The organism is Planctomycetaceae bacterium (assembly GCA_039680605.1).
Lineage (GTDB): Bacteria > Planctomycetota > Phycisphaerae > SM23-33 > SM23-33 > JAJFUU01.
This window is the reverse complement of sequence record JBDKTA010000054.1, coordinates 60,936-86,086: the sequence shown is the minus strand read 5'-3', so window position 1 is coordinate 86,086 and position 25,151 is coordinate 60,936. Positions and strand designations below refer to the sequence as shown.

28 protein-coding genes and 1 tRNA gene are annotated in these 25,151 nt (G+C 64.6%); 11 read left to right on the top strand and 18 right to left on the bottom strand.

Translation table 11 applies throughout. The annotated features are described in order from the left end of the window. Positions 1–734: 734 nt before the first annotated feature. Entirely contained in the window at positions 735–2,564 is a 1,830-nt protein-coding gene (gene typA / locus ABFD92_16985) for a translational GTPase TypA (protein ID MEN6506232.1), read from the bottom strand. A gap of 313 nt (positions 2,565–2,877) precedes the next feature. Here typA and ABFD92_16980 point away from each other — a divergent pair, with 313 nt between their 5' ends. Genes ABFD92_16980 through ABFD92_16965 form a run of 4 tightly spaced genes read left to right on the top strand, consistent with a single transcriptional unit; the run spans position 2,878 to position 7,139 of the window. Continuing rightward, positions 2,878–4,254, top strand: a complete 1,377-nt coding sequence (locus ABFD92_16980) for an H-X9-DG-CTERM domain-containing protein (GenBank protein MEN6506231.1) — start codon at positions 2,878–2,880, stop codon at positions 4,252–4,254. Positions 4,255–4,266: 12 nt separating this feature from the next. Beyond that, positions 4,267–4,959 (top strand): HEAT repeat domain-containing protein, encoded by a 693-nt coding sequence (locus tag ABFD92_16975; GenBank protein MEN6506230.1) that lies wholly within the window; start codon positions 4,267–4,269, stop codon positions 4,957–4,959. A 47-nt stretch (positions 4,960–5,006) separates the two neighbouring features. Then, complete coding sequence (locus ABFD92_16970; GenBank protein ID MEN6506229.1) at positions 5,007–6,206, top strand: hypothetical protein; 1,200 nt, start codon at positions 5,007–5,009, stop codon at positions 6,204–6,206. A gap of 57 nt (positions 6,207–6,263) precedes the next feature. Next, positions 6,264–7,139, top strand: a complete 876-nt coding sequence (locus ABFD92_16965; GenBank protein ID MEN6506228.1) for a hypothetical protein — start codon at positions 6,264–6,266, stop codon at positions 7,137–7,139. Here ABFD92_16965 and ABFD92_16960 read toward each other — a convergent pair. Beyond that, positions 7,087–7,458: a DNA polymerase ligase N-terminal domain-containing protein gene (locus ABFD92_16960; GenBank protein MEN6506227.1), complete on the bottom strand. Its 372-nt coding sequence runs from the start codon at positions 7,456–7,458 to the stop codon at positions 7,087–7,089. The two genes, ABFD92_16965 and ABFD92_16960, sit on opposite strands and share 53 nt — an antisense overlap. A 320-nt stretch (positions 7,459–7,778) precedes the next feature. On the opposite strand from ABFD92_16960, the gene dnaB reads away from it, so the two are divergent. The 7 genes from dnaB (at position 7,779) to ABFD92_16925 (ending at position 12,899) form a co-directional block, all read left to right on the top strand. After that, on the top strand, positions 7,779–9,116 hold the full coding sequence (dnaB, locus tag ABFD92_16955) for a replicative DNA helicase (protein MEN6506226.1): 1,338 nt from the start codon (positions 7,779–7,781) through the stop codon (positions 9,114–9,116). A gap of 364 nt (positions 9,117–9,480) precedes the next feature. Then, entirely contained in the window at positions 9,481–9,861 is a 381-nt protein-coding gene (locus ABFD92_16950) for an HTH domain-containing protein (protein ID MEN6506225.1), read from the top strand. Beyond that, positions 9,822–10,544, top strand: a complete 723-nt coding sequence (locus ABFD92_16945) for a WYL domain-containing protein (protein ID MEN6506224.1) — start codon at positions 9,822–9,824, stop codon at positions 10,542–10,544. Before ABFD92_16950 ends, ABFD92_16945 begins: the two co-directional genes overlap by 40 nt. A 22-nt stretch (positions 10,545–10,566) precedes the next feature. Next, positions 10,567–11,199, top strand: coding sequence for a hypothetical protein (locus ABFD92_16940; GenBank protein MEN6506223.1), 633 nt, complete (start codon positions 10,567–10,569; stop codon positions 11,197–11,199). A 39-nt stretch (positions 11,200–11,238) separates the two neighbouring features. Then, positions 11,239–11,592 (top strand): IS630 transposase-related protein, encoded by a 354-nt coding sequence (locus ABFD92_16935; GenBank protein ID MEN6506222.1) that lies wholly within the window; start codon positions 11,239–11,241, stop codon positions 11,590–11,592. After that, positions 11,589–12,197: an IS630 family transposase gene (locus ABFD92_16930; GenBank protein ID MEN6506221.1), complete on the top strand. Its 609-nt coding sequence runs from the start codon at positions 11,589–11,591 to the stop codon at positions 12,195–12,197. The genes ABFD92_16935 and ABFD92_16930 overlap by 4 nt, the downstream gene beginning before the upstream one ends. A 629-nt stretch (positions 12,198–12,826) precedes the next feature. Next, positions 12,827–12,899, top strand: a tRNA-Glu gene (locus ABFD92_16925). Between the two features lie 107 nt (positions 12,900–13,006). Here the strand turns inward: ABFD92_16925 and ABFD92_16920 are convergent. The 16 genes from ABFD92_16920 to ABFD92_16845 all read right to left on the bottom strand — a co-directional run bounded on the left by ABFD92_16920 (position 13,007) and on the right by ABFD92_16845 (position 25,151). Beyond that, entirely contained in the window at positions 13,007–13,183 is a 177-nt protein-coding gene (locus ABFD92_16920; GenBank protein ID MEN6506220.1) for a hypothetical protein, read from the bottom strand. Beyond that, on the bottom strand, positions 13,180–13,818 hold the full coding sequence (locus ABFD92_16915; protein ID MEN6506219.1) for a hypothetical protein: 639 nt from the start codon (positions 13,816–13,818) through the stop codon (positions 13,180–13,182). Before ABFD92_16915 ends, ABFD92_16920 begins: the two co-directional genes overlap by 4 nt. A 112-nt stretch (positions 13,819–13,930) precedes the next feature. Continuing rightward, complete coding sequence (locus ABFD92_16910) at positions 13,931–14,212, bottom strand: hypothetical protein (GenBank protein ID MEN6506218.1); 282 nt, start codon at positions 14,210–14,212, stop codon at positions 13,931–13,933. A gap of 117 nt (positions 14,213–14,329) precedes the next feature. Next, entirely contained in the window at positions 14,330–15,172 is an 843-nt protein-coding gene (locus ABFD92_16905; protein MEN6506217.1) for a hypothetical protein, read from the bottom strand. A gap of 9 nt (positions 15,173–15,181) precedes the next feature. After that, a complete protein-coding gene (locus ABFD92_16900) occupies positions 15,182–17,002 on the bottom strand; it encodes a hypothetical protein (GenBank protein ID MEN6506216.1) in 1,821 nt (606 codons plus the stop codon). 61 nt (positions 17,003–17,063) lie between these two features. Beyond that, positions 17,064–17,375, bottom strand: a complete 312-nt coding sequence (locus tag ABFD92_16895) for a hypothetical protein (GenBank protein ID MEN6506215.1) — start codon at positions 17,373–17,375, stop codon at positions 17,064–17,066. Then, the gene (locus tag ABFD92_16890; protein MEN6506214.1) at positions 17,372–18,412 is read right to left on the bottom strand and encodes a hypothetical protein; all 1,041 of its coding nucleotides are present in this window, start codon (positions 18,410–18,412) and stop codon (positions 17,372–17,374) included. The genes ABFD92_16895 and ABFD92_16890 overlap by 4 nt, the downstream gene beginning before the upstream one ends. 481 nt (positions 18,413–18,893) lie before the next feature. Further along, positions 18,894–19,214 carry a hypothetical protein gene (locus ABFD92_16885; protein ID MEN6506213.1) on the bottom strand — a complete coding sequence of 107 codons (321 nt, stop codon included), beginning with the start codon at positions 19,212–19,214 and terminating at the stop codon, positions 18,894–18,896. Continuing rightward, entirely contained in the window at positions 19,211–19,624 is a 414-nt protein-coding gene (locus tag ABFD92_16880) for a hypothetical protein (GenBank protein MEN6506212.1), read from the bottom strand. The genes ABFD92_16885 and ABFD92_16880 overlap by 4 nt, the downstream gene beginning before the upstream one ends. Before the next feature lie 42 nt (positions 19,625–19,666). Further along, positions 19,667–20,653: a hypothetical protein gene (locus tag ABFD92_16875; GenBank protein ID MEN6506211.1), complete on the bottom strand. Its 987-nt coding sequence runs from the start codon at positions 20,651–20,653 to the stop codon at positions 19,667–19,669. Between the two features lie 22 nt (positions 20,654–20,675). Then, a complete protein-coding gene (locus tag ABFD92_16870) occupies positions 20,676–21,419 on the bottom strand; it encodes a hypothetical protein (protein MEN6506210.1) in 744 nt (247 codons plus the stop codon). Between the two features lie 22 nt (positions 21,420–21,441). Beyond that, positions 21,442–21,855, bottom strand: coding sequence for a hypothetical protein (locus ABFD92_16865; protein ID MEN6506209.1), 414 nt, complete (start codon positions 21,853–21,855; stop codon positions 21,442–21,444). Positions 21,856–21,858: 3 nt separating this feature from the next. Beyond that, positions 21,859–23,547 carry a hypothetical protein gene (locus ABFD92_16860; GenBank protein MEN6506208.1) on the bottom strand — a complete coding sequence of 563 codons (1,689 nt, stop codon included), beginning with the start codon at positions 23,545–23,547 and terminating at the stop codon, positions 21,859–21,861. Further along, a complete protein-coding gene (locus tag ABFD92_16855; GenBank protein ID MEN6506207.1) occupies positions 23,537–24,151 on the bottom strand; it encodes a hypothetical protein in 615 nt (204 codons plus the stop codon). Before ABFD92_16855 ends, ABFD92_16860 begins: the two co-directional genes overlap by 11 nt. Positions 24,152–24,153: 2 nt before the next feature. Next, positions 24,154–24,549 (bottom strand): hypothetical protein, encoded by a 396-nt coding sequence (locus tag ABFD92_16850; GenBank protein MEN6506206.1) that lies wholly within the window; start codon positions 24,547–24,549, stop codon positions 24,154–24,156. Between the two features lie 92 nt (positions 24,550–24,641). Then, entirely contained in the window at positions 24,642–25,151 is a 510-nt protein-coding gene (locus ABFD92_16845) for a hypothetical protein (GenBank protein ID MEN6506205.1), read from the bottom strand.

Here is a 25,151-nt window from a genome sequence, read left to right as displayed (position 1 = left end):
AATTCAAATCGCGGTCGGCGGGAATGTTTTTGCTTTCTCTGTAACACAGCGGCCCTTTGCGCCCTTTGTGTCCTTTGTGGTTATCCCCGTTGGTTCGGGGGATCGGAAGAGAACAACAGCCAGGGCGGCGTCCCACCTTCGCCAAGGCTTCGGCGTGGCGAGCGCCGCCGTCGAACTTTAGGGGGCTTGCTGCGATCTTTGCGGTTATCCGCTTATCCGGGGGTGCCGCCTACTGGTCTACACTGATCTTTGCGGACTCTGTCAATATTAATTCGTTGCACTTCCCCGAAACCGCTGTGAAAAGTACAACAAAGTGCAAGGAAGTGGAATTGTGGTATAGCGCGTACCGCTTTCAGGTGGCAAAAACCTTTCGACACAGAGACGCAGAGAAAACAGTGACGGGATAGGCTTCTTTAAGACTTCCTCTTAATGCTGTTGCTTTTCTCTGTTTTCTCTGCGTCTCTGTGTCGCATATTCCCCGGCTTCTGGGTGCGAGAGAGCGGATGGGGCGGGTTCCCGCGAAAGTGCTGTGAAAAGTACAACAAAGTGCAAGGAAGTGGAATTGTGGTATAGCGCATACCGCTTTCGCGCAGACTTCGCGACCGGACGATCTGCGGCGAACGCGCGGAGCAAGCTCCGCCGCTAACGACGGCGACCCACTGCTCTTTCTCACCACTGACCTCCCGCCTTTGCCAAGGCTACGGCGGGCAGGCCCACAACTCACCACTGCTTCTCTACTGCCGCGCGTGGCGCTTGCGGTCGGTTTCTTTCAGGTAGCGCTTGCGGATGCGGATGGTCTTGGGGGTCAGCTCGACCAGCTCGTCGGACTCGATGTACTCCAGGGCCGACTCCAGCGACATGCTGCGGGCGGCCTTGAGGGTGACGGTCTGTTCCTTGTTCGAGACGCGCATGTTGGTGAGCTTCTTGGCCCGCACGGCGTTGACGGGGATGTCGGTGTCTTTGCAGTGCTCGCCGACGATCTGCCCCTCGTACACTTCGTCGCCGGGGGTGACGAACATCACGCCGCGGTCGGCCAGGCCTTCCAGGGCGTAGCCCGTCACCGGTCCGGAATCGGTGGCGATCATGACGCCGTTGGCGCGGCCGGGGATGTCGCCGCGGACCGGCTCGTAGCGCCAGAATCGGTGGTGCATGATCGCCTCGCCCTGCGTGGCGGTGAGCATGCGGTTTCGCAGGCCGATGAGCCCGCGGGCGGGGATGGTGAACTCGGCCAGCGTGCGCGAGCCCTGCGTCTCCATGTTGAGCATCTCGGCGCGGCGGTCGCCCATGAGCTGCATCATCGAGCCGACGGCCTCGCTGGCCACGTCGACGACCAGCCGCTCGATGGGCTCTTGCTTCTTGCCGTCCTCGATGTGGTAGATCACCTCGGGCTTGCCGACGGTCAGCTCGTACCCCTCGCGACGCATGTTCTCCAGCAGGATGCCCAGGTGCAGCAGCCCGCGGCCGCTGACGGTGTACTCGTCGCCGAGGTCTTCCACTCGCAGGGCGACGTTAGACTGCAGCTCCTTCATCAGCCGCTCGCGGAGCTGGCGGTTGGTGACGTACTTTCCGTCCTGCCCGGCGAAGGGTCCGTCGTTGATGCGGAAGGTCATGTGCAGCGTCGGCTCATCCACCGGCAGCGTGGGCAGGGCCTTGGGGAAGTCCGGGCACGCCAGCGTGTCGCCGATGTCGATGGCCTCGAGGCCGACGACGGCGAACAGGTCCCCCGCCTCGATCACGTCGACCTCGTGCCGGCCGAGGCCCTCGAACTGCATGACCTGCGAGACGGTGCGCGGCGTGTGCTCGCCCGCGCGATTGATCACCATGATATTGGCGCCCTTCTTGAGCCGCCCGGCGAAGACTCGCCCGATCCCGATGCGCCCGACGTAGTCGCTGTAGTCCAGCGTCGTCACCAGCGCCTGCAGGGGGGCCTCGGGGTCGAACGTCGGGGCCGGCACGTGGCGGATGATCGCCTCGAACAGCGGGTGGATGTCTCCAGTGCCGGGGGGGGGCAGGTTGTCGATGTCGATGGCCGCCCAGCCTTCCTTGGCCGAGGCGAACACCAGCGGGAAGTTCATGGCGTGCTCTTCGGCCCCCAGGTCCACCAGCAGGTCGAAGACCTGGTCGATCACCTGCTTGGGGCGGGCGTCGGGGCGGTCCATCTTGTTGACGACGACGATGGGCTCGAGCCCGACCTCGAGGGCCTTGCTCAGCACGTAGCGCGTCTGGGGCATGACGCCGTCGAAGGCGTCGACCAGCAGCAGCACGCCGTCGGCCATCTTGAGCACGCGTTCGACCTCGCCGGAGAAGTCGGCGTGTCCGGGCGTGTCGACGATGTTGATGTGGTAGTGCTGCCCCGCGCGGTCGGTGTACTCGATGGCGCAGTTCTTGGCCAGGATGGTGATCCCGCGCTCGCGCTCGAGGGGGTTGGAGTCGAGGATGAACTGCCCCATCATCTCGCCCTTGCGGAACTGTCCGCACTGGCGCAGGAGCTGATCGACCAGCGACGTCTTGCCGTGGTCCACGTGAGCGATAATGGCAATGTTGCGAATGTTCTGTCGAGGCATGGGGCGTTCCCAGAAAAAGAGGCCGGTGGTGTATGGCTTCGTCGAGTCCCGCTAGCTCAGCGGCCAATTGGCCGCGCGCATCGCACGCAGGGTCTTGCACCGGTGCAAGGCCGTCACGTTCATCACGTCATACCCGGATGAAGGAACCATGGGAGCAGCAATATACCGCAGCGGCGGCGACAAATCAACCAAACAAAAGATTCCTTTGAGCCAAAGGTGGACATGGGCCCCGTCCGAAGTCATAATATACTATACCCGGGGCGCGGTAGCGGTATTGCGGGACAGCCTCCCCGGTAATTCACGGAGACATGCCATGATTAGGTCGAGCCACCCGCGTCTGCAGGCATTCACCTTAACCGAACTGCTTGTGGTCATCGCCGTGCTGGCGATCCTGGTCACCCTGCTCATTCCCTCGGTGTCGAACCTCACGTCAGCGGCCAACAATTTTATCTGCGCCAACAATCTCAAGAGCATCGGCCAGGCGGTCTGGGTGGAATCGGACGGGAAGCGAAAGATTACCCCGGCGGCGTGGGTGGCAACGCTTCGCCCGCACGTCGACGGCACGGCCAGCGTCTTCCGCTGTCCGGAATCGGACGATTACTACGCCACGGCCAGTGCCGGCAAGAGCGGCGGCGAAGGGACAAGCCCCAACGCCGTGGACATCTCCCAGTTCATTCAGGCCTGGGCCCTCAACGGGTACAATAACGAGACGCGGGGCGGGCTCAACGGGGGCATGTACTCCTTCAACGACGACACGCCCTGGAGCATCCACATGTCCCAGACGCAGCGCAATGGGATGACGAACTCCAATTTCGGCAACCGGGTGGTGGGCAGTTGCCAGGCGGGTAATCCTGGGGACCAGGTGCAGTGGTGGGGAGCGGACTACCTCAAGCTCAGAGACACGGTGTACGATGGCGGCGACGGTTCAGGCACACACTTCTGGGCGGTGGAGATCTACTCCTGGGGCGGCGGCGGGTACTACGGAACCGGCGCCAACCATTACCGCTTTACCAAGCCGTTCATCAAGGTCGAGCCCTTTGGCAGCGGCGTGAAGGTCTGGGTCAGTCCGCGGGTGCCGGTATATCCGGGTGATACGGTGGTTGTGGGCAGCGGCTACTACGGTAGCAACAGCACCGACTTTTCGATCGTCGGTAAGACCTCCGCCACCGCCGCCAGCAACAAGGGGCCGCTCATTCTGATGCCGGACCGCCAGTTCGCCATCAGCCAATGGGCTCTGAGCTGCTTCAATCCGCAGCCGGGCGTGCCCAAAGGCGACCTGAACGTCGTGCCCGGTTCCCTGCTGTGCTGCACCACCGCCGGCTATGAAGATTACGTCATCCTGCCCCCGGGGGCATCCAGCGAAGAAGGCGGTGGCGGCACCCCATCCGCCGAGCCGGACGAGGATCTGCGCACCAACTACGGGATGAATGAACTGGCCGAGACGCTCAAAAATCCCAACCAGATTTTCGCCATCGACTATGTGGCGCCCAGCGTCAAGATCGACCCGGCGCTGGACGACTGGGACACCCAGGCCACCTACGACTCCAACAACGACAACGTGCTGGACTTCGCCCGCCATCGCGGCAAGGTCAACGTCCTGTTCGTCGACGGCAGAGTCCGCGGCATGGATCCCGACGAGATCAATCCCAAGGAAGCGTTCATCCGGCAGAACTACTGGCAGCCGGACTAGATGTGAGGTTCCATGGCAGCACGATTCAGCACATGGTCGATTGTCACGCTCATTATTGCCGGCGTTCTTATCGCCGGCGCGCTGGTGACGCTGGCCATGACCTGGCAGAACGATCAGGACGCCAACCCCGATCTGGCCCGCATCCGCCAGCTTCAGCAATCCGGCGATGTCGGCGGGCTCGTCGAGATGACCCGCAAGCAGGATACGGATATCGCCCGCAAGGCCGTCGGCGCCCTGGGGCCTCTGGGCGAAAAGGCCACACCCGCCTTGATCGTCGCCATGAAAGACTCGCGCCCCATGGTGCGATCGAAGGCCGCGGTCACGCTCAATCAAACCATCTCCAAAGGCGTGATTGAACAGAAGGATGCCCAGCAGGCCCTGGTGGAGGCGGCCAAAACCGATCCGGACGAGGGCGTCCGTTCTTCGGCCATCACCACGCTCGGGCACGCCCGCGCGTACGAGACGATGGATACGATCCTCGACGGGATGGAAGACGCCAGCCCTGCCGTGCGCGAAGCCGCCCACCAGGCCATGCGAAAAGTGTTGGGGTTAGATTATCCTTTCAAGGCTGACGATCCAGAACCCAAGCGGCGCCAAATGGTGCAGATGATCCGGTCGGCCTGGAAACAGCCCGGCTTTCGGGAACGCATCGAAGAGTACTATCAGGGACGCTTCAAGAGAATTTACAAGAGGTTCGCCCGCTGACTGACGGAACTTTCCGCCCTCGCGAGCGTCTTATTCTCCGGCCAGTCGTGAACGACCGCCAGAACATCCTGACCGCGATGACGGCCGCCGCGCGGCGACTGCTCCTGGCACGCATGACGCAGTCGGCCGTTCTGGCCGCCGCCGCGGCGTTCTTCTTCGCCGCCGCCGTCGAAGCGGCATGGACGATTGCCCCCCGCTTTCTCCTGGCCGCCACGCTGGCCGCCGCCTTGCCCGCCCTCGCGATGATCGTGCTGCTGCGACGCTCAGCCCGAAGACGCCCGATCTGGGTCCTTATCGCCGTCATCGGCCTTGTAACTGCCGCCGCGGCCGTCTGGAGCGTGCAGGGCCAGTGGTTCCTTCACCTGTCCCGCCCGCTGGCGATCGTCGTGCCGCTGCTGACAGCGGCCGTCGCGGCGATCATCGAAGCGTCGCGCGGCGTTGCGCCCGAGACGGCCGCGGCGCTGCTCGATGCCCGGCACGCCCTGCGCGAACGCCTCAGCACGGCCGTCGAACTGGCCAACTCGCTGCGGGCGCAGACGCCCCTGGCCGACTTCGTCTCCGCCCAGGCGCTGGCCGCCTGGAGATCCAGCGGCGCCGACCGCGCCTGGCCCGCGCGCCCCGCCGCCGCCGCAGTCGCCGCCTTGGCCACTGGAGTGGTTCTCTGCGCCGCCCTGGCGGCTGTCCCCACGGCCATGAGCGCCGCCGAAATGGCTCGCGTCGAGGCGCTGGCCCGGGCGATGGAGCAGTTGGCCCCGCTCGAAAAAGACCAGGCCGCCTCGCGCCTGCAGAACGCCTCGGCCAAGTCCGACGCCCAGATCGAGCAGATGCTCCTCGAGGCCCGTCAACTGCTGCTGGCCGGCGACGCGCGAAAGCTGGCGGACCTGATGGCCAGGCTCAAGGAAGCCGGGATCGATGTCGACGCCCTCATGGGTCTCCAACTGGCCGGAGCGGCGGGCATGACCGGCGGCCGCGGCGCCGGCCTGAGCGGACCGTCGCTTCCGCCGCCCGCTCAGACGCGCCCTGCCCTGCCGCCGGCGCCGGACTACGTGATGGTCTACGATCCGGCCCTGGCCGAAGCGGCCCGCCGAGGCGCCGCCGCGGCGTCGCAGGCCCCTTCGCCCTACGTGCCGCTGCAGACCGCATGGCAGGCCGCACAGGCACAGGCGAGCGACCGCGGTCGCACCAACCTGGACGAACTGCCCCCACACTACCGCCGCATGATTCAGGAGTTTTTCTCCCCTCGCTGACAACGCCCAGCGTTACAATCCGATCCGGATTGCCCTGATGCACGAATGGAGTCGCTCTTGAAGACACGATGGAAAATCATCCTCTGGACCCCGCTGGGCCTGCTGGGGCTGCTGCTCATTCTGGCGGCAGGGGCGTATGTGCTGGCCAGCCTCCTGCCCAAGAACTACCAGCCCGAACGCCTCTGCGAATACGACAAGCACCAGGTCACCATGGCGTTCTACAACAACGTCATCGAAACCTTCGCCAACCATTCCCGCAGCCGCGAGCCGTTCTCCGTCACCTACACCCAGAAGGAAGTCAACCAGTACCTCGCGTCGATCGACGCCATCGTCGGCGCCAGGCCCAACAAGGCCAACGTCAAGACCCAGTACGGCAGCGTGTACGCCCTGCTCGCCCGCGCGGGCCTGGCCGACCCGGCGGTAAACTTCGCCCCCGGCGTCCTGACGGTCATGATCCGCAGCCAGCAGTTCGACAAGATGCTCTCGGCCGCGATCACGTTCAACTTCGACGAGAACCGCCAACTGCACGTCGGCATGTCCGGCGCGTACGTCGGACGCCTCCGCGTGCCTGACTGGTTCGTGCGCGACCGCCTGATGGCCCTCAAGCCGCTGCTGCAGAAAGAACTGCAGAAGATCGAGTCGGCGACGTCGCAGCCGACCAAAAACCGCGGCGTGGGGATGATCGGCTTCAGCACCGCCGAGATCGGCACAGCCATCGCCGCGGCCATCACCGCCATCGACGAGAAACCCATTTCATCGGCGGGCTTGACCAGCAAGGGCAGCCGCATCCGCATCACGGCCATCGACGTGGAAGAAGGCAAAATCACGCTGCACTTTTCGCCCGTGTCGCGCGAGGAATCGCAGCACGAACCGGCGCCCCCTATGACAAGCGCACCAGCGTCCAGTCAGTCCCGCCCGGCGACGTCAAAGTGATGGCGAACTCCGCGACCTCGCCGCCACGTCCACTCTGCAATGTTACCTGCCAACGGTCGAGTTGCCGCTCAACCAACTCGTACTGACCTGAGGCCACCCGCCGCACGCTGCCCCGCCCGCCGCTGACCGCTCCTTCATACGTCAGATACGCCAACCGATGATCCGCCAGCCGCCGCGCAGCCGCCTCCTCCCCCACCGCCAACCCACACGGATCGCACCCGACCTGCCAAGTCGCCAGCGCCGCCCCGCTTTCGAGCATGAAGTCCCAATGCACCGCCCCATGCCCGCTGTGCTCCAGAATGACAAACCGTTCGGCCATGCCCGCATCATATCACGGCCACCCCGACCGTAGCATGGGCATCTTGCCCATGAGTAGCACGGGCGTCTCGCCCGTGAGTGGCATGGGCGTCTCGCCCATACTCCCCCGTCGTGTCGCGGGCGTCCCGCCCGCGCGTGCCGAGGGCATCCTGCCCTCGCTCCCCGGATTCCGCGGGCGGGACGCCCGCAGCACGCGCGGACAAGATGTCCGCGACACGAAGGAACTCCACTGCGGATTCATTTTGCGAGACCCCTCCCGCTATGACACCATCTGTCACAGCAGTTGCTTACAGTCCTGGCATGGTACAAAGGAGACCAGCCATGACAGCCAAAGGCATGACGCCCCTGAGAGTCCCGCCGCAGTCGATCGAAGCCGAGGTCTGCGTTCTGGGTTCGATGATGCTCGACGCGGCGACGATCGACCTGGTCGTCCAGATCAACAAGGCCGACCACTTCTTCCGCCCGGCCCACGCGGTGGTGTTTCAGACGCTGGTTGAGATGCGCGACGCCGGCAAAGCGGTCGATCTGGTGCTGCTTAAGGATGAACTGACCAGACGCAACCAGCTCGAACACGTCGGCGGCACCGAGTACCTCGTGGCGATGATCGAAGGCTTGCCCAGCGCCGCCAACGCCGAGTACTATGCCAAGATCGTCCGCGACAAGGCGATCTTGCGGCAGATCATCCGAGCTGGCGGCGACATGGCTGCTCACGCTTTCACACCTGATGCTGCCGCCGAGGGCGTCGTCGAGGAAGCTGAGAAGCGCATCTTCGCCATCTCATCGGACAACATCACCGCCCAAGGCGTGTTCCTGGGCACCATGCTCCAGCAAACGTTCGAGAAGCTCGAAAGCCACAATGGCCGCTGCCTTCTGGGCCAGCCGTCGGGCTACCCGCAGTTGGACGGCCTCACCAGCGGGTTCCAGAATGGCGACCTGATCATCCTGGCGGCGCGGCCGAGCATGGGCAAGACCAGCCTCCTGCTGAACATGGCCGAGCACATGGGCGTGGTCGAGGGCAAGACGGTGGCCCTGTTCTCGCTGGAAATGTCCACCGAGCAGCTCATGCAGCGATTCCTCGCTTCCTATGCCCGCGTGTCGCTCCAGAAGATGCGCCGCGGCGTGATCTCGGCCGAGGATTGGACGCAGCTTCAACTGGCCGCCGGCGACCTGTCCACGGCCAGGATCATCATTGACGATTCTGCCGACTTGTCGATCACGCAGATTCGTGGCCGCGCGCGGCGCCTCTGGGCGCAACACCGCATCGACTGCATCTTCGTGGACTATCTGCAACTCGTGCGGTTCTACGGCCGCAGCGAAAACCGCCAGACCGAGGTTGCCGAAATGTCTCGCGGGCTCAAGAGCCTCGCTCGTGAACTGAAGATTCCGGTAATCACGGCCGCCCAGTTGAACCGCAAACCAGCCGACCGCCCCAGCCACCGCCCACAGATGAGCGACCTGCGCGAGAGCGGATCCATTGAGCAGGACGCCGATGTGATTGCCCTGCTGCACCGGGAGGATTACTTCCATGCCGGCGAGGAGGGCTACATGGAGTCCGGCATCACCGAACTGATCCTGGCCAAGCAGCGCAACGGCCCCACCGGCACCGTCCCGCTGATCTTCCGCGAGGAGTTCACCAGATTCGAATCCGCCGCCCAGTAGCGCAGCCGTCCCGCCAGTAGCATGGGCGTCCCACCAGTAGCATGGGCGTCTCGCCCATGAGTAGCACGGGCATCTTGCCCGTGAGTAGCATGGGCGTCTCGCCCGCGCGTGCCGAGGGCATCCTGCCCTCGCTCCCCGTGTGGCATGGGCATTCCGCCCTCGCTCCCCGTGTGGCATGGGCGTCTCGCCCATGCTCCCCGACGCAAGCCCACACATCCATGCCACCTCGCGGGCGAGACGCCCGCGGTACACGCGGACGAGACGTCCGCGACACGCCCCGCCGCCGGCAGAAAATATTTTGCGGAGTCGGCTCAGGTGTGCCATCATCTGGCATACCAGTTCGCTACCCTTGCGGGAAGAAACCATGAAACGATCTGACAAAACCCGGCCGCCGCGCACCGAAGACGCCTATTCCAAGTTCCGCACCCGCTGGCGGCACGTGCTGCACATCGACCAGCGAATCCGCGACAACGACGCCCCCAACTGCATGCAACTGGCCGGCGAACTGGAGGTCAGCCGCCGCACCATCCTGCGCGACATCGACTTCATGAAGTACGACCTGGGCGCCCCGCTGGATTACGACGCCGCCCGGCGCGGATACGTCTACGGCGAGCCCAACTGGATCATGCCAACGTCCGAATCAGCGAGGGCGAGCTTTTCGCCCTGCTCGTCGCCGAAAAGGCCCTGGCCGCCTACGACGGAACGATGTGGGCCAACATGCTCGGCCGCGTGTTCGGCCGCATGATCGCCTCGCTGCCCGACCGCATCGAGATCGCCCCGCAGGACCTGCTGGCCAGGGTCGAGTTCGACCCCAACGGGGCCGCCGAAGTCAGCCCGGTCCTGCTGGACAGCCTCGCCAAGATCATCAGCCACAACCAGACCATCCGGATGAAATACCGGCCCCTCGGCGCCCCGCGCCCGCGCGAGTACACCGTCGACCCCTACGTGCTGCGGCGAATGCGAGGCGCGTGGTACCTGGCCGCCCGCGACCACCGCAGCGGCCACGTACCGCTGTTCAACCTGATGCGCATCGGCTCTTTCGGCACCACCGGCCAGACATTCGACTACCAGAAGTCAGGATTCAATCCCGCCGACTATTTCAAGAACACGTTCGGGGCGTTCGAGACTAAGGACGTCCACCACGTGGCCGTCGAGTTCACCGGCACCGCCGCCAAACTCGTGCAGGAGCGCCGCTGGCACAGTTCGCAAAAGCTCACCCCCCAGCCCCGCGGCCGCCTGAAGTTCGAAGTGGACATCTCCCACCTCGACGACATCCTCCCCTGGATCCTCTCCTGGGGCCGCCAGGCCAAGGTCCTCTCCCCCCAAGCCCTGAAGAAAACCATCGCCGCCGAAGCGGCCAGCGTGATGTGCAATTACTGGGCGACAAAGAAGGCCTGCAAGAACTTCTGCAAGGAACTGGAGCATTGACTTTTCCACCAGCGGGCGGAGAATGAAAGAGTCGAATCATCGTGTCAGCTCTTTCGGCTGGGACAACACAGCGTCTGTCTTAAAAGAGAATGCGTTAACAATGCCAAACATTATGACTGCGGAATGCCTGGAGCAGACTGTTTCATTGCTTCGGACCCACGTGAAGTCCCCCAGTTTTGTATATGCTGTCGGATATGCATTGGAAAAGGTGCATAGTGGTGTGATGGCACATCTTGTGAATGGGGAACATGGCCGGGAACTGGCTGCCGCAATTTGGAACTTGCTCAATCCCGCTGCAAAAATCGTCGTTGATGACATGGAACAGCCGACGGCCGAACGGGAATATAGGATCGCAAAAGGATCTGTGATCGATCTTCGGATCCGTTTCCATCACAAGCGGACGGGCCAAACGCACTGGATTCTGTGCGAATACAAAGTCGAGGGAACAGGGAACCACGATAGGCAGTGTCAGGCTTTCCATGATGGCTGGATAGCGGGTCCGCATGGCGACGAACCGACTACTTACGCCTTTGTCACCTTGGGAGGTGCCCGATTCTGGAGGCCGCCGTCGCCTCCGTCCCCTTTCCACCATGTCGACATTCCCGACGTGGTAAACCTTCTAGAGCAAGTCACGAACACATCTAGCGCCCTCTGAAGAAGTTGTGTATGCTTGGGTCAAGCATGGAGGCTTGAAATGAAAGCATACTCAATGGATTTACGTAAGCGTGTGTTGGCAATGTGCGACGCGGGGCATGGCACGGCGGATGTTGCGCGAGTGCTGAACGTTAGCTCGGCCTGGGTACGCCGGCTCAAACAACGTCGTCGCGAGGATGGCACAATTGCTCCGCGGGCCTGCGGGGGCGACCGGGTCAGCAAGATATGCGGCCAGGCTCTGACTCGACTTCACGAGTTTGTCCAAGAGCAGCCCGGCGCGACATTGCCGCAACTGCAGGAGCGATGTGGGCAGGAACTGGGCATTCACTGCAGCGTGATGGCCGTCTGGCGGGCCTGCAGAAAGCTGGGTCTGTCACTTAAAAAAAAACGCTGAGAGCCAGCGAGCAGGATCGGCCCGACATTGCGGCCCATCGCCGCAACTTCCAGATCGCCGCGCGATTCGCCGAAGCCCAACGATTCATCTTCCTTGATGAATCCGGTGCCAAAACGAATATGACCCGTCGGTACGGCCGCGCGTTGATCGGGCAACGCTGTCTGGATGCCGTGCCACATGGGCACTGGAAGACCACAACGATGATCAGCGCGATTCGCAGCGACCAAGTCATCCGCCAGGCGAGCATCGTCTTCGACGGTCCCACCAACGCGGTGACCTTCCGTGGGTACGTGGAGCAGTGCCTGGCGCCGGCGTTACGACCTGGAGACATCGTGGTGATGGACAATCTGTCCAGCCATAAGGCCACGGGCGTTCGCGAGGCGATCGAAGCGGCCGGGGCGGATCTGTGGTATCTGCCCCCTTACTCGCCGGACATGAATCCCATCGAGAAACTCTGGAGCAAGGTCAAGGCGTGGTTGCGTCGGGCCGCCGGGCGTACGTTGGAGGAACTCATTGGTGTGATCGGCCAAGCTCTCAGGGCCGTGAGCGCGGAGGAGTGCCAAGGCTACTTCCGTAGCTGCGGATACGCTACAGATGATCGCTAGATGCTCTAACGCCTTGGTTTCGTCAAGAAATTGTGGGGACCACTTCCAAGTTGATAGACAATGCATACAACTTGCCGCGCAACCCATTTCCGATCCGCCGGATGAGATCCGCAAAAGGGCGCCGAGGCTTTACGCGAGACTCCCCGATAGGATTAGAGGCAGAGATGGGAATATCCTCGATAGCATCGTGGGCATGAGTGGCGGCCCGATCTTGGGAATCAAGCGTTGCGATGATGGCACCTGTCGCTACTGGGTCGCTGGGCTGCAGAGTTCATGGCACAGACCTAGCCGTGTTATTGCCGCTGTTCCAGTCAACTACATTGGCGGACTTATCAGCAATGCTTTGGAGGGTGAAGAAATGAACGCTGACTCATTGAGCTAGAGAATTAGTGCATATGGAGGCATTCTTGTCTCCATCGCGGCAGACATCCTATGTGTCCCTTTGTGGTCCTGGCCTGATTCTGGTGATTGTGCATATCTCTTACTATAGTCACTGCAACCGAGTTCCATAGCCCCCTCAGTGGCTCAAGGTCAGGCAGATTCCCAACTGTGGCATTGACGGACGTGGTAGAATCTGTATGATGTGTCACCCCGATGACTTTCCGGAGCGATTCCGGATGGGACCCAGCGGCCCCATCGTCTAGAGGCCTAGGACACCGGGTTTTCATCCCGGTAACAGGGGTTCGATTCCCCTTGGGGTCATCGGCCGACCAGCCCGCCACGATTGGCGGGCTGGTCGTTTTTAATGACCGTGTCGCGGACATCTTGTCCGCGAGTTCCGCGGGCGAGACGCCCGCGACACTATTCTTTTACGAGCCCGTCTTCTCCACGCCGCTGCGGAGGAACGTGATGCCCAGCGACGCCAGCACGGCGTAGAGCCATGCGGGCACTTCCACGCCCAAGGCCTGCAGGCCGCCCAGGACAAACGTCACTGCGGCTGTGATGTACGTCTTCTTGCCTTCAAACCATTCCAGAATACTCTTCATTGCTGTGTCTCCTGCGTTAGGGGTTTCACTACATTGGCATCATCCGGTTTGTCCGTGGCTGTCTTGACAACGTCCACCGCCACCTTGGCGATGGCCGCACGACCCAGCCAGGTGATCAGGAACTCACGCGTGCCGGGAAAGATCAGCAGCACGACCACGACCAGGACCGACACGCCGGCGATCTTGAAGGCCGTGTTGAGCATCTCGTCGATCCAGCCCAGCCGCCCGCCCTTGTCGGCGGCCTGGGCGTCGACGGCGGTCTTGCTCTTGACGCCCTCGGGCGCCACGTCGATCTTGCTCTTGCCGTCGATCTCAAAGACGCTGCCCTTGGCGTGGCTGACGACGTCGTTGGGCGAATCGTCGAAGGGGCTCAGCCCGCGAAAGCCCGCGAACTCCTTGCGGCCTTCCGTCAGCCCGCCGTCGTAGATCGTGAACCGCCCCATGCCCAGGGCGAGACTCGGCTGGGTCGAGGCCGCCGGGCGCTCGCCCGAGATGTAGGCGACGATCTCGCCGCTCATGGGCCCCTCGTAGGACTTGACCTTGGGCGAGACGTTCTTGAGGCTGTTGGTTGCGGCCGCCCCGCTGCAACCGGCAGCCAACGCGCACACGAGGATTATTGCTGTACTCTTTTGCATGGATTTCTCCTGATTAGGGTTCAAAGATGATTGCGCCACAGAGATCACAAAGAGAGGAAACTGCTTTTGTCCTCTGCTTTCGTGATCTCTGTGTTCTCTGTGGCGAGGTTGTTCATTTCGCGACGGCTACCAGGACGGAGGTCAGCGCCACGATGACGGCGAAGATCTTCCAGAACTTGTCGCCGCGTTTCTCGGCCGCGACGGCGGACTGCTCCAGCAGCGTCACTCGCGTGACCAAGCCGATTCTGCCGTTGCCGACGAGGGCTTGGTGGATCTCATTCAGCTTGCGGCTTTGGCAATCCTGTGCGTTCTTGAGGTTCGACAGTTCGCTGCCGAGTTGGCCAAGTTCACGGGCACAGTCGGCGCGCATCGGTTCGGTGCATTGGTCAGTCATATGGTTCTTCCTGATGCAAGGTCGGGGAGCATGGGCGGGACGCCCATGCCACGCGGGGAGCATGGGCGGGACGCCCATGCTACTGGCGGGCAAGATGCCCGTGCTACGGGCTGCCGGCTACGGGGTCACGTCGTCGTTGGCGGCCACGCGGCCAAGCGAGAGCATGCCGAATGCCGCGATCGAGTAGGCCGCGATGTTCCCCAGGCCGCTCCAGTTCCATCGCAAGTTGCCGCTGTCGAGTTCCATCTCCACCTTGACGTAGGCGCCGCCGCTGGAGTCGCCGGCCAGCACGTCCCAGCCCGGTCCGCCGAGAAGACCCTCGAACGCCGGCGGCGTCTGCACGATGCTCTGCACATTGCCGGAGCCGGCGAAGTCATTGGGCTCGTTCTGCCAGACCACGTAGAACACCGGCAGCAGCAACCGCCCGCGCCAGTCACGGCCGTCAAACAGACACGTGCCGTCGGCGCTGCCGGGTGTGAGCTTCAACCGCCGCGTGACGCACATCTCGCCGGCCAGGCTCGCCAGCGGGGCGGCTGACCACGCCCCGCCGCTGAAGTAGGGCACCTGCCCCACCGCCCCGGGCAGCGTGGTGTATCCGGTGCCGCCGGAGTTGATGACGACCAGGCTGCCCCCGCTGCCCGCCGGCTGCGGCAAGGCGTGAGCGCTGCCGACGTCGATGAGCGTCTCGAGCGCCCCGTCGCGGCGATACTGCTGCCACCAGATCACCGCCTCGCCGATCTGCCCGCTGGCGCGGTTCTGGAAGTCCCGCGCAGCGGCGGCGCTCAATTGTCCCGGCGCCTGCCCGTCCGCGTCGGCGGTTCCCGTCCACGACAGTTCCGTCAGGCGGTACGCCCCGCCGCCGTCGTTGGCGGTGATGCGGGCATAGCCCTGGCGGACGATCATCGCCTCGGCGGCGCAGGCTGAGACCTCGGCTACAAGTGTGGAATCGCGATCGCACATGTTCTTCCCTCAGTGAGAGGCCACGTTCAGTTCCGTCTTGCCTGCGCCGCCGTTCTGGAAGCTCCATCGCACCGCGACGATCGCCGGCACGCCGCGCTGTAAGGCGCCCTCGACGCTGCGTCGCGGCGCCAGGTCGATGCCGCGTCCCTGCAGGCTCGCCAGCGCCATCCCAGGCGCGTACGCCCGCTGCAGGCCCCGCAGCAGGACCGACCCCTGCGTGGCGGCGTCCTGACCGGCCGCTCGCACGCGCTGGGCCAGTGCCTCAAGCGCCGGCGTATCATCCACCGTGGCGCTCAGCGACGGACTGACCGTCTCGCCCACCGCGCGATACTTGAACCGCTCACCGGCGCGCACCAGCGCCGCCGCGTCGAACGGCCATGCCGACTCGCTCAAGCGGGCGGCCTCGTGACCGACGCAATCATCCATCTCGATCGAGCCGGTCACTCGCAGGCGCAGCATGACGCTGCCATCCTCGGCCGCTCGCAACGCGTTGTGCAGCAGCGTGGCGTAATTGAGATGGCCGTAGCGGTAATGCAGCGACTGACCTTGCGAGATTTTTCGGTTCGCCATCCAAGGCCGCCACGCCAGCAGGTCCGGCACGAGAATCGTCACGGCGGCACGATCCTTTCGCACCAGCACCTGGCTGGGCGCCAGGGCGATCCACGCATCGGCGTCCTCGACGTGCTGCCCGCCCTGATAGCTGGCCAGCCCCAGTTCCACCAGCGGGGCCTTGAGCGCCCCCGCCGCGCCGGCGTCGGCGAACTCGAATCGCGGACCGATGGGCCTGGGCCGGCGGGCGGCTTCGCCGTCGCGCCCCAGCGCCGACAGGTCCGGCATCCGCGGCGCGCCCTGGCCGTCGGCGACGAGCGCCGAAAGGGCGCCGTCCTCGTTCCACGCGAACGTGCGAAAGACGTGGCCGTATTGCTCGTCGGTTCCGCTGTACCGCTGCTGCCAGGTCGCCAGGCCGCTGGTGCCGGCGAGGTTGCTCATCCCGATGAGATTGTCCTGGGCGTAGTCTGCCAGATCGTGAACAGCCGCGTCCCAGAACGGGTGCAGGTCGCGCGTGTCGCCGTCGTGATGAAACGCCAGCGTGCGCTGCGTCCGTTTGAGACCGCCGCAGACCAGAATGCGGTTGCGCACCTGCTGGGCGTCGCGAACGATCCGCACCGACTGCACCTGCGCCCGCTGGCCCTGCGGGGACGCGATCGAGACCCCCGCTGCCGCGGCGGCCATGTACACCTGCGCCTGCCTGGCCGGATCGTTGCGGGGGAAGACCAGCAGGCGATGCCCGCCATGCGTGTCGGCCCGCCAGGGCTCGATGGCGAAACCGTATCCCAGCGGCTCCAGGATCGCCCGCATGGCCTGGACCAGGTTCATGCCCGTCAGGTCCAGCGTCGCCAGCGGCGTCTGGCCCAGCAGCGCTTCGATGGCGGACCAGTTCGTCGCCTGGGTCGAGATCGTCTCGCCGGCGTCGACCCATTCCACCACCGACCGCAGGGCCGAATACGGGGTCCAGTAAACGCTGCGGGCTTGCCCGGCAGCCCGGCCGGGCGCGGCGAAGACTTTGCACTTGTTGATCAGCGTCGCGCCGGTCTGGCCGGGCGGGCAGACAAGCTGCCAGTCGCTGCCTGACGCATTGCCGATCCCGCCGCCGTTGAGCACCACTGGCAGGCGCGACTCCCAGACGCCCTCGCGTGAGGCGGCGCTGCTCGTCAGGGCACCCTGCACTTCCAGGGCGTCCAGGTCAGCTCGCGGCCACCATTGGCCGGCGATCACCTTCTGGCTCAGCAGCAACTCGGGCCCGCACGCCGTCAGCGTGAACGACTCCACATCCGGGCCGGACTGGATCGCCAGCGTCTGGCGGGCGACAACGCCGCAGAACCATTCGAGCTCAAGGCCCCCCCCCGCCGCTGCCTGAGTGTACCTGGACCAGCCGGATGCGGTCGCCGGCGTGGCAATGCTCGTCCTCGGAATGTTGGCGGGACTTGCTTGAACCGGCGCCCAGCACAACGGACACCTCCAACCCCGCCGGCGCGCCGTCGGCCTGCCACTGCAGGTGAATCGGCGTCCAGTACGGGCGAAGCCTCTCCGTGCGCCACCGCGGCGACGGGCCCGCGACAACCGGGGTATGGTAGACCCGCATCAGCGGCGGCCGTAGCATGCAGCCTCGCGACGCGGGTTTATACAGTTGAACGGCTGTCATTGCGTTTCCTCCACACGGATGGCCAGTTGCACCACAGGTGTGCCGGCGACCACAAAAGGCCCCGCCGGCGGCGACGGCCATGATTCCACCCCGCCGCCGCTGCAGACGGTAACGGTAATCCAGTGCGTCCCGTCGGGCAGATCGAGTGCGGCGAGGTACAGCCCGTCGCGCGTGTACGGCTGCCAGAGCCGCCGCGTCGATACCGCCCCGCTGGCCGGTCCGCTGTAGACCGCGAATCCGGCGGGCGCCGCCGCGCCGTAGGGCGTCTGAAACTCCCACCCCACGTGCAGTTCTCCCGCCGCCGCTGGTTGAGCCCAGACCTTGCCCAATCCCCAGGGACGATCGGCAACCCATTGCCCCTGATCGTCGGTCTCGATCTGGGCTGTGCAGGAGAAGTCCGGCGTCTCGACCCATTGCTGAAGGGCGTTTCTGCGGACCGCCCGCACGACGTACGTGTATCGCGCCGCGGGGTCATGACCCAATGCCGTCAAGGTGACGCCGCCGGCATCGACGCCGGCAGTGCCGATCGGCGTCGAGAAGTCGACATTGGCAAGCCCTCCCCTGCCGCGATAGAGGCGGTATCCGTCCACGACGACAACGATCGTGTACGTCGTCAGAGCTCCCATATCGTCGGGAGTGCCGCGAGGGTTGCCCAGGGCGTCGAAGTCCAGCACCTTGTTGCCTGCCCCGATGGCCGGGCTGCCCGCCTTGAGGTGCAGATCGCTGGCGGCGTTGACGAACACATCGGCGGCGGTCTGGTTAATCAGGCCTGACGTTCCGGGGGCGGTTGCATCGCTCGATAGGTTGTGGCTGCTGCCGGCGTCGATCCTTGTTCCGGCTCCACTGATTGCGAAGTCCGTTGTGGTACCGACGGCGATGGTGTTCTTGATGTCGTACGTAATGGCGCCAGCGCCGTTGACAAGCGATATTCCACGCCCGCCGGCGTTGGTGCTGATCCGGGAGAGCGAGCAGTTATAGACGTTCAGGGTTATCGTTGATGAAGCCAGGTACACGCTCACCCGGATACCGTAGTTCACCGACGGAGAGTTCACCCCGTAGAACAGGCAATTTCGTACGGTGACATCCCCTAGCGCCTTGTTTCCGCTCTCCTGAAGAAAGATGCTTTGGGTATTGGTTCCAGATGAAGTGACAACAAACAGGCAGTCCTCAATCACTACTCCAGTATGCCCTCCCGAATTGTCATCTAACCGGTATCCAACCTTGGTCCCAGCGATTGAAAAATGAATGCCGCTGACTATCACTGGTCCAGTAATGTTGTTCCAGATGCAATGGGCGGAAGCGCCAGCCGTACAATATGCCCCCCCAGTCTGCCCATCATGCCGATGTCCAATGGCGTTCTCGAAAATGGGCGGCCGGCCAGCCCAGCCCGCCCCGATAATAGTGAACCACTGTAGGTCGCTGCCAGAGAGGCAAGAGGCAATCCAGGTGCCTGTTTCGATTTCGCCCGCACTCTCCCACAGTGCCAGCGTGGCGTAGTCGCCGCCTGTTCCAACAATGCTAGTTGCCAAGGTCCACCCTCCTGCCTACAGGGCAGAGTTCGTCGGTGACTTCCATCGGGCCATCCGGGCCGGCAACGGTTTTAAAGGTCTGATACGGCCAGGGCACGATGGGCTGCTCGCCCGTGGCGGCGACGGCCTGGAGCTTCAGCACCAGCGGATCATCGTCGGCCAGTTCCGTCACGGTCAGGGCGTGGGATTGAAACGCCTTGCAGCCCAGATCGACCGGCAGCAGACAGGCCGCGACGATGTTGCCACGGAACCGCAGACCGTGCTGCTTTTCGACCGGGCGGGCGTCGACGACGTAATATACGCGGGTCATTTGGCACCTCGCGCGGCGTCAAGACGGGCCTGGGCGGCTGTCGCAAAATCTTCCGCCGCCAGCGACTCTTTCACCTGCGCGCGGGCCTTGGCGTGTTTGCCAGCCGTCGCCGGGTCCAGCGGGTCGGAGCTCATGGCTTCGACCGTGAGTTTGCTGGTCAGTCGCTTCATGCCTTGGGCCTGCGCCCGGGCGGCGTCGGCCCGCCTGGTCAGCACGGCCAGCACCAGGTCCCGCCGCTTGGCGGGAGTGTCCGTAGCGTCGGGATCGACCAGCAGGGAATTGCCCGCCGGCAGGAGCGTCCCTGCAGGGACGCCGCCGTCAAAAGTGCGGATCACGTCGCCGGGCCTGCGCCCCTTGTCGTCGCCCTCCAGGGCGACCACCGCGATCACAGGTTGTTTCTTCTTGGCCATTGTTTTTTAATTCCCAATTGGAAATTGCAAATTGGAAATTGCCTATGCCCCTACCGCCCGGTCGTACTGCAGGGCAATGCTGCCGATCTGGGCGGCCAGCGCGGATGCCCCGCCGGTCTCCTGCAGGACGGTGCGGATCAGCACCATCAGGCGGTCGCCGGCGACCAGGCCCGCGTCGGTGATCGTGAACGTGCAGTCGGCGAAACTGCCCGTCAGCGTGATCGCGGCGGTGGCGCACAGATCCGCCCCGACCGCCCCGTCGACGGACAGCTCGTAGACCTCCGCGTCAATCGTCTTGCTCGCCCCGGCTGTGCCGGCCCCGGCGTACTTGGCCCGCACGTTGATCTTCACGTCGGCGTCGGCGATATAATCCGCCGGAAGCTGCACCACGGCGGCCAGCGTGTCGGTCTTGGTGTTGCCCTGGGCGTCCTCGCCCTGGAGCACAAAGGTGCCCGATCCCCAGCCGCCCAGGACGCGCTTGAACAGGCCGGCCCCGCCGGTGGCGTCCATCACCGTGCCGTCGGGGTCGATCACGCCGGAGACCAGGTCCACCTGCAGGCTCGTCAGTTCCTGCTGGCCGACGGCGGCAAAGACTGCCCCTCCGCGCTGGTCGGTGATGTCGTCGTTGTCGTAGTCGCCGGAGGCGGTGACGATCGTCGCCAATGGCACGTGGGCGGCGGCCGGGAATCCCGTCTGGTTGACCGTCAGCGCACCGGCGCTGGTGAGGTAGATGTAATTGGTGTTGTCGTCGACAAGGGCCTGCAGCCGCGAACCGGCGTACGCGACGGAAGCGCCGCGGTACATGAAGGCCCCGGGCATCACTCCGAAGGTCAGCGCCCCGTCCTTGACCACGCGGAGGGAGTTGGACAGGGCGACCATCCGCTGCAGGTGCCACTGCTCGCGAAGCTCGCTGGTGTAGCTTGGCGCTTCGGCGATCTCCAGGAACGTAAAGCCCGTGTCGGCGTCCTGGGTCTGGGCCAGGGCATTGAGCTCGCTGTCGTCTGGGAACAGTTCTGTCGGGATGGTCATGGCTCACCTTCTCTGTGATGGCTCAATAGACGTCGGGGCTGTGGGTCCAGGACAGGCTCAGCGTGTCGGTAGCCTTGTCGTAAGACTCGACCGTCAGGCCCGAGGCCGGCCGGGCGTACGTGTCCAGGACCACCAGGCCGCTGAACTGCGTCGAGACGTTGCCGGCGGCGTCTGTGACCTGTACGGCAATCTTATAGGTGCCCGGAGGCAGCGGCTCGGAGCGCCACGTCAGCAGCGAGGCGTAGAAGCCGCGCGGGCCGTAGCCGCGGCCGCCCATGCCCCGGCCGGCGGCGCTGTCGACATGCCAGCCCCTCCCGCCGTAGCCTCGACGGCCCATGCCCCGCCCACACGCGCCGCGGCCGCCGGGGAAGATCTCGGTGCGGTACTCCAGGATGTCGGCCAGGGCCTCTCCGGCGGCGCCGCGGTAGATCTCCAGCACGTCGCCCGGGGCGTACGTGAAGTACAGCGGCACCCGGACGCGGATGCGGTTGCCGTGGGCGGCGGCCTCGGGAAAGGCCTGCTCCCAGTAATCGGTCGCCGCGCTATCGGCGTCGACGGCCAGTAGAAAGAACACGTCAGCCTCGCCCGAGTCTGACAGCACGAACTCGACCACGCCGGCCACGGGATGCTGCCAGGCCGCCAGTCGGCCGCTGACGTACAACTGGACGGCGCTGCCGTCGCCGTGGGCCGACGCCACGCGCAAGAGCCTTCCCTGGTCGTAGCGGCGGCACTCGACGACGGTCAGGCCGGTCAGGTCGTAGCCCATGACAATACTCCCGCCACTGCGATTAGATCGACAGTTGCCGTATGGTCCATCGGACGTGCTGGCGGAAGCTGTAGGCCCTTTCGGCGGTCCTGTCCATGATCAGGCGACTGATAGGCTCGACCCGCTTGACGACGCAGTTTGTGAACGGCGTGTTATTGGCAGAGTGGTACCCGGCCACTGTCCTGCCGTCGGCCAGATCGTTGAGGGTCTCCATGCTGGTGCGGAACATCGCCATGGCAATATCGACATCGATGTTGACCCCTCCGGCGACCACGCCGGTGACGATGATGTCGCGCCCGCTGCGGCCGTGGGGCTGGACGAACTGCCCGTCGAGGCCTGGCATGTGCTCGAGCACCAAGCGGGGCTCTGCCGCGCCCAGCAGTTCCTGCGCCCCGTGAGTCACCAGCTCGACGTTATTGAACTTGGGGATTGCCATGGGCTATTTCGCTCCGCTGGCGCGGGTCTGGTCGGTGTTGGCGGCGTCGGTGGGAGTGACGGGATATACCACCCCCACGTTAACGACCACCGAAGGCTTGTTCCATGTGTCGCCCGCTTTAAACTGCGACTCGACCGGAACGCCCAGGGCCTCGCCCAGGACCTCCCCGACGGCCGGGCCGTAAGAGCGGACTATCCCCTCTTCCTTACGGCTCTTGTCCTCGCTTGGATACCCACGGTCTTCCAACGGAGTTTCATAACTGAGCGTCACGCCGCTTCCGGTGACGTCGACGGCTATATTTTCTGAGCCGGCCACCTTGCCCTTAAGCTTACGCTTGACGTATCGCGTCATGGCTTTGTTGACCATGTCACGGTCGAGCGTGACCATGTCCTCGGCCGCAAAGGTGCCGGGCTCTTGCATATTCCAGAGCTTCATTTCCTCCTGGGAAATCGACCTTAGAGAGGCCGACAGCGTTTCGCCTGGATCGGCTCCGGCGGTCTGCGAGATGTTGGCTCCCTCCAGTTCGCCCGCCTGAAGGACGGCCCGGCCGCCACGGCGCCACCGGGCCAATTCAGCCTGGGCCGCCTCGCCGGTGCCCTGACCCACCATCGCTTCGACCTTGGCCATTTCTGCTCGGCCGCCGGCCATGCGGGCCAGCTGCTCACGCTGCTCGGTCGGAATCTCGAGGGCATCGTAGAGTTCGGCCCGCTGCTCGGGCGTACCGGTTGTCAGCGTGTCCAGAACGGAGCGGAAGAGCTTATCCGGCTCCTTCTCCTTCATCCGCCAGTAAGCGCCCTGGCCGTATTTCTGGTCGATAAACTCGCGGACTTTCGGATCGTCAGAGGCGAAGAAACGACCTCCGATGATTCGCAGCAGTTCGCCGGCGGCATTGCCGCTTCGAGTCATCTTGGCAGCGCCGGAATAGGCTGAAAGCACCGTTTGGTAACTGACGCCTTGTTCGAGAAGGGTTGAGCCGCCGGAGACCGCACCGGAGATGAACTCGCTCCACCTGCTCATCTGGCTGCCCCGGAAGGCCTGCATGGTCTGGCCTATCGATTTGGCCAGCCCCTCGGTTGAGTTGTCTGTACCCATGCCCTTTCTGAGCAGCTTGGCCAGATCCGGGCCGACCTCGGGCTCTGCGGTGAACTGGGCAAAGGTGGCCATCATCGACAGCTTGTTCGTGTCGGTGGCGCTGGCCACCACTTGACCCTGGGCGTTCTCGGTGATGTTGCCGATGATGCCAGAGGAACTGGCCTGCGTGATCAGGTTCGCGATCGAGCCGATATCGGATGGAGCCGCGCCGGCCCGCTTGGCAAGGGCCATCACGTACTGGCGCATGGCGTCCTCGCTGACACCGAATTGAGCGGCCGCAGGAGCGACTTGCTTCCATGCGCCCGACACGCCGCGCGTAGCCTCGTCTCGAAGCTTGATCGACCGCTCGTAGGAAGCGTTGATCTTCTGAATTGCGGCCATCAACGCCTGCAGGGACAGGTACGAAGCTCCCAGTGCTACCACGCCATGAAATGCGTTCTTCAACGAACCGGTTAAAGCTTCCACCGCCCCTTGCGTGGGCTTGATGCCGGCGGCGCCGCTCTGGCCGGCCTTGTTCATCGCCTGGCCGAGCCGGCTGGCGTTGCGCTCAGCCTCCAGCGTCTCAAGGTCCACCCGCGCTCGAATGACTTCATCGGCCATAGACCAGCCCTCTCAGGATTCGAGCAATGACGCCGCCGCGCCTGACCGGCGCTGGGGAAGACAACTCGGCGGCCAGGGCGTCCTGGTCGGATGCCGCAAGGGCGGTCCAGTCGATGTCGTCGAACTGGCCGTAGGGTTCCAGGCCGACGCACCATCGCAGCAACGGCATGAGGTACTCCGGGAACATCCCGGCCTCGAAGGCCAGAAGGTCCCCCTTGGCCGCCGCGTCGAGGGTGTACTGCTCGTCGAGCATCCGGCCCATCAGGGCGATGCCCTCCGACAGCCAGGATAGCGCCTGCGCGTCGCGCAGGTCGATCTCAATCTGCTGGCCGATAGGCCGCCTGCAGGCCGGGCAGACGTGGTCGTGGCCGCGGGGGCGCGACGAGGCCCACGTTGCCGCCTGAGGCCACGGTTCGCCGCTGCGGCATTCCAGGACGGCCGCGCCCGAGGGGTCGAATACCGGCCGCAGGGACGGCGACCGGGGCGGCACGGCCCACAGCACCCCTTTGATTTTGATCTTGGGGCACTGGTCGGGATGGGGCCGCGCGCCGGCCCGCCGGCACGTGGCCTCGACCTCTTTCCAATGGTGCAGGTCGCCGGCCATGATTACGCGATCGTCTCAGGGTCCGTCGTGCCGTCGGCACTCTGGGCCATCCACGGCACGGTGGCGGTGCTGGTGCGGTCGTGGCCTGCGTTCCAGTCGTCGCCTCCGAGACGAATGTTGGCGATCGTCAGCGTCTTGTCGGCCGCCCCTCCATTGCCCTTGAGGGTGGCCGTCAGCGTGCCGATCAGGCCAGCAGCCGCCTTGGCCGCCGCGGGGTTGCGGAACGTGATGGTGCCGCGCCGCAGGCCGCCGCCATAGCTGGCGCCCTTGACGTACGTCTCGGCGTCGGCGATAGGGTCGACGACCTCCGGCCGCTGGCAACTGCTCGAGATCTCCAGCACGTCGGTAAACGCGACGCTTCCAATGGCCACAGACTGCGGATTCTTGTACGTTCCCATGTGTGGGCTCCTTTGCGGTTAATGTCAGGCTTCAGGCTTCAGTCCCGGGCTTCGAACTCCTGTAGTCTGAAGCCTGAGGCCTGAAGCGCTGTTCAGTGTGAGGTCGGCGAGGCCAGGACGTAGCCGACGGACAGGTCCACCTGGGCGCTGACCCAGTGAGCGCCGTTGTCGTCGGCATTGGACAGGACTGGCTTGCCCCAGCGCAACGGTTCGTGATAGACCTCGTTGTCGCCGCAGCCAACGGCCAGAGCCGGCGGGGCGGCCTCGATGGCGTTCTTGGCGGCGTTGACCAGACGCAAGGCCTCGCGCACAGCGGAGGTCTTGTCCAGGGCGGCGGTGCCGCGGCCGTAGAGGTACAGCCGCGCCGACAGGACGCAGTTGCGCTGGTTGTCGACGCCGGTGGTCTCTTCGGTGCCCATGTACCACATCGCCGCGCGGGGGGCCGACCCGGTGCAGGCGCTCTCGACGGCTTGCTGCTCGCTGATGCAGGCCTCGGCCGATTGAAACGCTGCCGCCCCGGAGATCCGGGCTGCAAGCAACGCGGCGACAAGGCTGTCGAGAATCGTCGCGTCTGGGTTGGTGACGGTGATGGTGGTGGGCAT

Bases quoted from the DNA above. Each gene is read 5' to 3' on its own strand.
- typA (MEN6506232.1), bottom strand. From the start codon at position 2,564: ATGCCTCGACAGAACATTCGCAACATTGCCATTATCGCTCACGTGGAC.
- ABFD92_16980 (MEN6506231.1), top strand. From the start codon at position 2,878: ATGATTAGGTCGAGCCACCCGCGTCTGCAGGCATTCACCTTAACCGAA.
- ABFD92_16975 (MEN6506230.1), top strand. From the start codon at position 4,267: ATGGCAGCACGATTCAGCACATGGTCGATTGTCACGCTCATTATTGCC.
- ABFD92_16960 (MEN6506227.1), bottom strand. From the start codon at position 7,458: ATGGCCGAACGGTTTGTCATTCTGGAGCACAGCGGGCATGGGGCGGTG.
- dnaB (MEN6506226.1), top strand. From the start codon at position 7,779: ATGACAGCCAAAGGCATGACGCCCCTGAGAGTCCCGCCGCAGTCGATC.
- ABFD92_16950 (MEN6506225.1), top strand. From the start codon at position 9,481: ATGAAACGATCTGACAAAACCCGGCCGCCGCGCACCGAAGACGCCTAT.
- ABFD92_16945 (MEN6506224.1), top strand. From the start codon at position 9,822: ATGTGGGCCAACATGCTCGGCCGCGTGTTCGGCCGCATGATCGCCTCG.
- ABFD92_16940 (MEN6506223.1), top strand. From the start codon at position 10,567: ATGAAAGAGTCGAATCATCGTGTCAGCTCTTTCGGCTGGGACAACACA.
- ABFD92_16935 (MEN6506222.1), top strand. From the start codon at position 11,239: ATGAAAGCATACTCAATGGATTTACGTAAGCGTGTGTTGGCAATGTGC.
- ABFD92_16920 (MEN6506220.1), bottom strand. From the start codon at position 13,183: ATGAAGAGTATTCTGGAATGGTTTGAAGGCAAGAAGACGTACATCACA.
- ABFD92_16915 (MEN6506219.1), bottom strand. From the start codon at position 13,818: ATGCAAAAGAGTACAGCAATAATCCTCGTGTGCGCGTTGGCTGCCGGT.
- ABFD92_16910 (MEN6506218.1), bottom strand. From the start codon at position 14,212: ATGACTGACCAATGCACCGAACCGATGCGCGCCGACTGTGCCCGTGAA.
- ABFD92_16905 (MEN6506217.1), bottom strand. From the start codon at position 15,172: ATGTGCGATCGCGATTCCACACTTGTAGCCGAGGTCTCAGCCTGCGCC.
- ABFD92_16895 (MEN6506215.1), bottom strand. From the start codon at position 17,375: ATGACAGCCGTTCAACTGTATAAACCCGCGTCGCGAGGCTGCATGCTA.
- ABFD92_16885 (MEN6506213.1), bottom strand. From the start codon at position 19,214: ATGACCCGCGTATATTACGTCGTCGACGCCCGCCCGGTCGAAAAGCAG.
- ABFD92_16880 (MEN6506212.1), bottom strand. From the start codon at position 19,624: ATGGCCAAGAAGAAACAACCTGTGATCGCGGTGGTCGCCCTGGAGGGC.
- ABFD92_16875 (MEN6506211.1), bottom strand. From the start codon at position 20,653: ATGACCATCCCGACAGAACTGTTCCCAGACGACAGCGAGCTCAATGCC.
- ABFD92_16870 (MEN6506210.1), bottom strand. From the start codon at position 21,419: ATGGGCTACGACCTGACCGGCCTGACCGTCGTCGAGTGCCGCCGCTAC.
- ABFD92_16865 (MEN6506209.1), bottom strand. From the start codon at position 21,855: ATGGCAATCCCCAAGTTCAATAACGTCGAGCTGGTGACTCACGGGGCG.
- ABFD92_16860 (MEN6506208.1), bottom strand. From the start codon at position 23,547: ATGGCCGATGAAGTCATTCGAGCGCGGGTGGACCTTGAGACGCTGGAG.
- ABFD92_16855 (MEN6506207.1), bottom strand. From the start codon at position 24,151: ATGGCCGGCGACCTGCACCATTGGAAAGAGGTCGAGGCCACGTGCCGG.
- ABFD92_16850 (MEN6506206.1), bottom strand. From the start codon at position 24,549: ATGGGAACGTACAAGAATCCGCAGTCTGTGGCCATTGGAAGCGTCGCG.
- ABFD92_16845 (MEN6506205.1), bottom strand. From the start codon at position 25,151: ATGCCCACCACCATCACCGTCACCAACCCAGACGCGACGATTCTCGAC.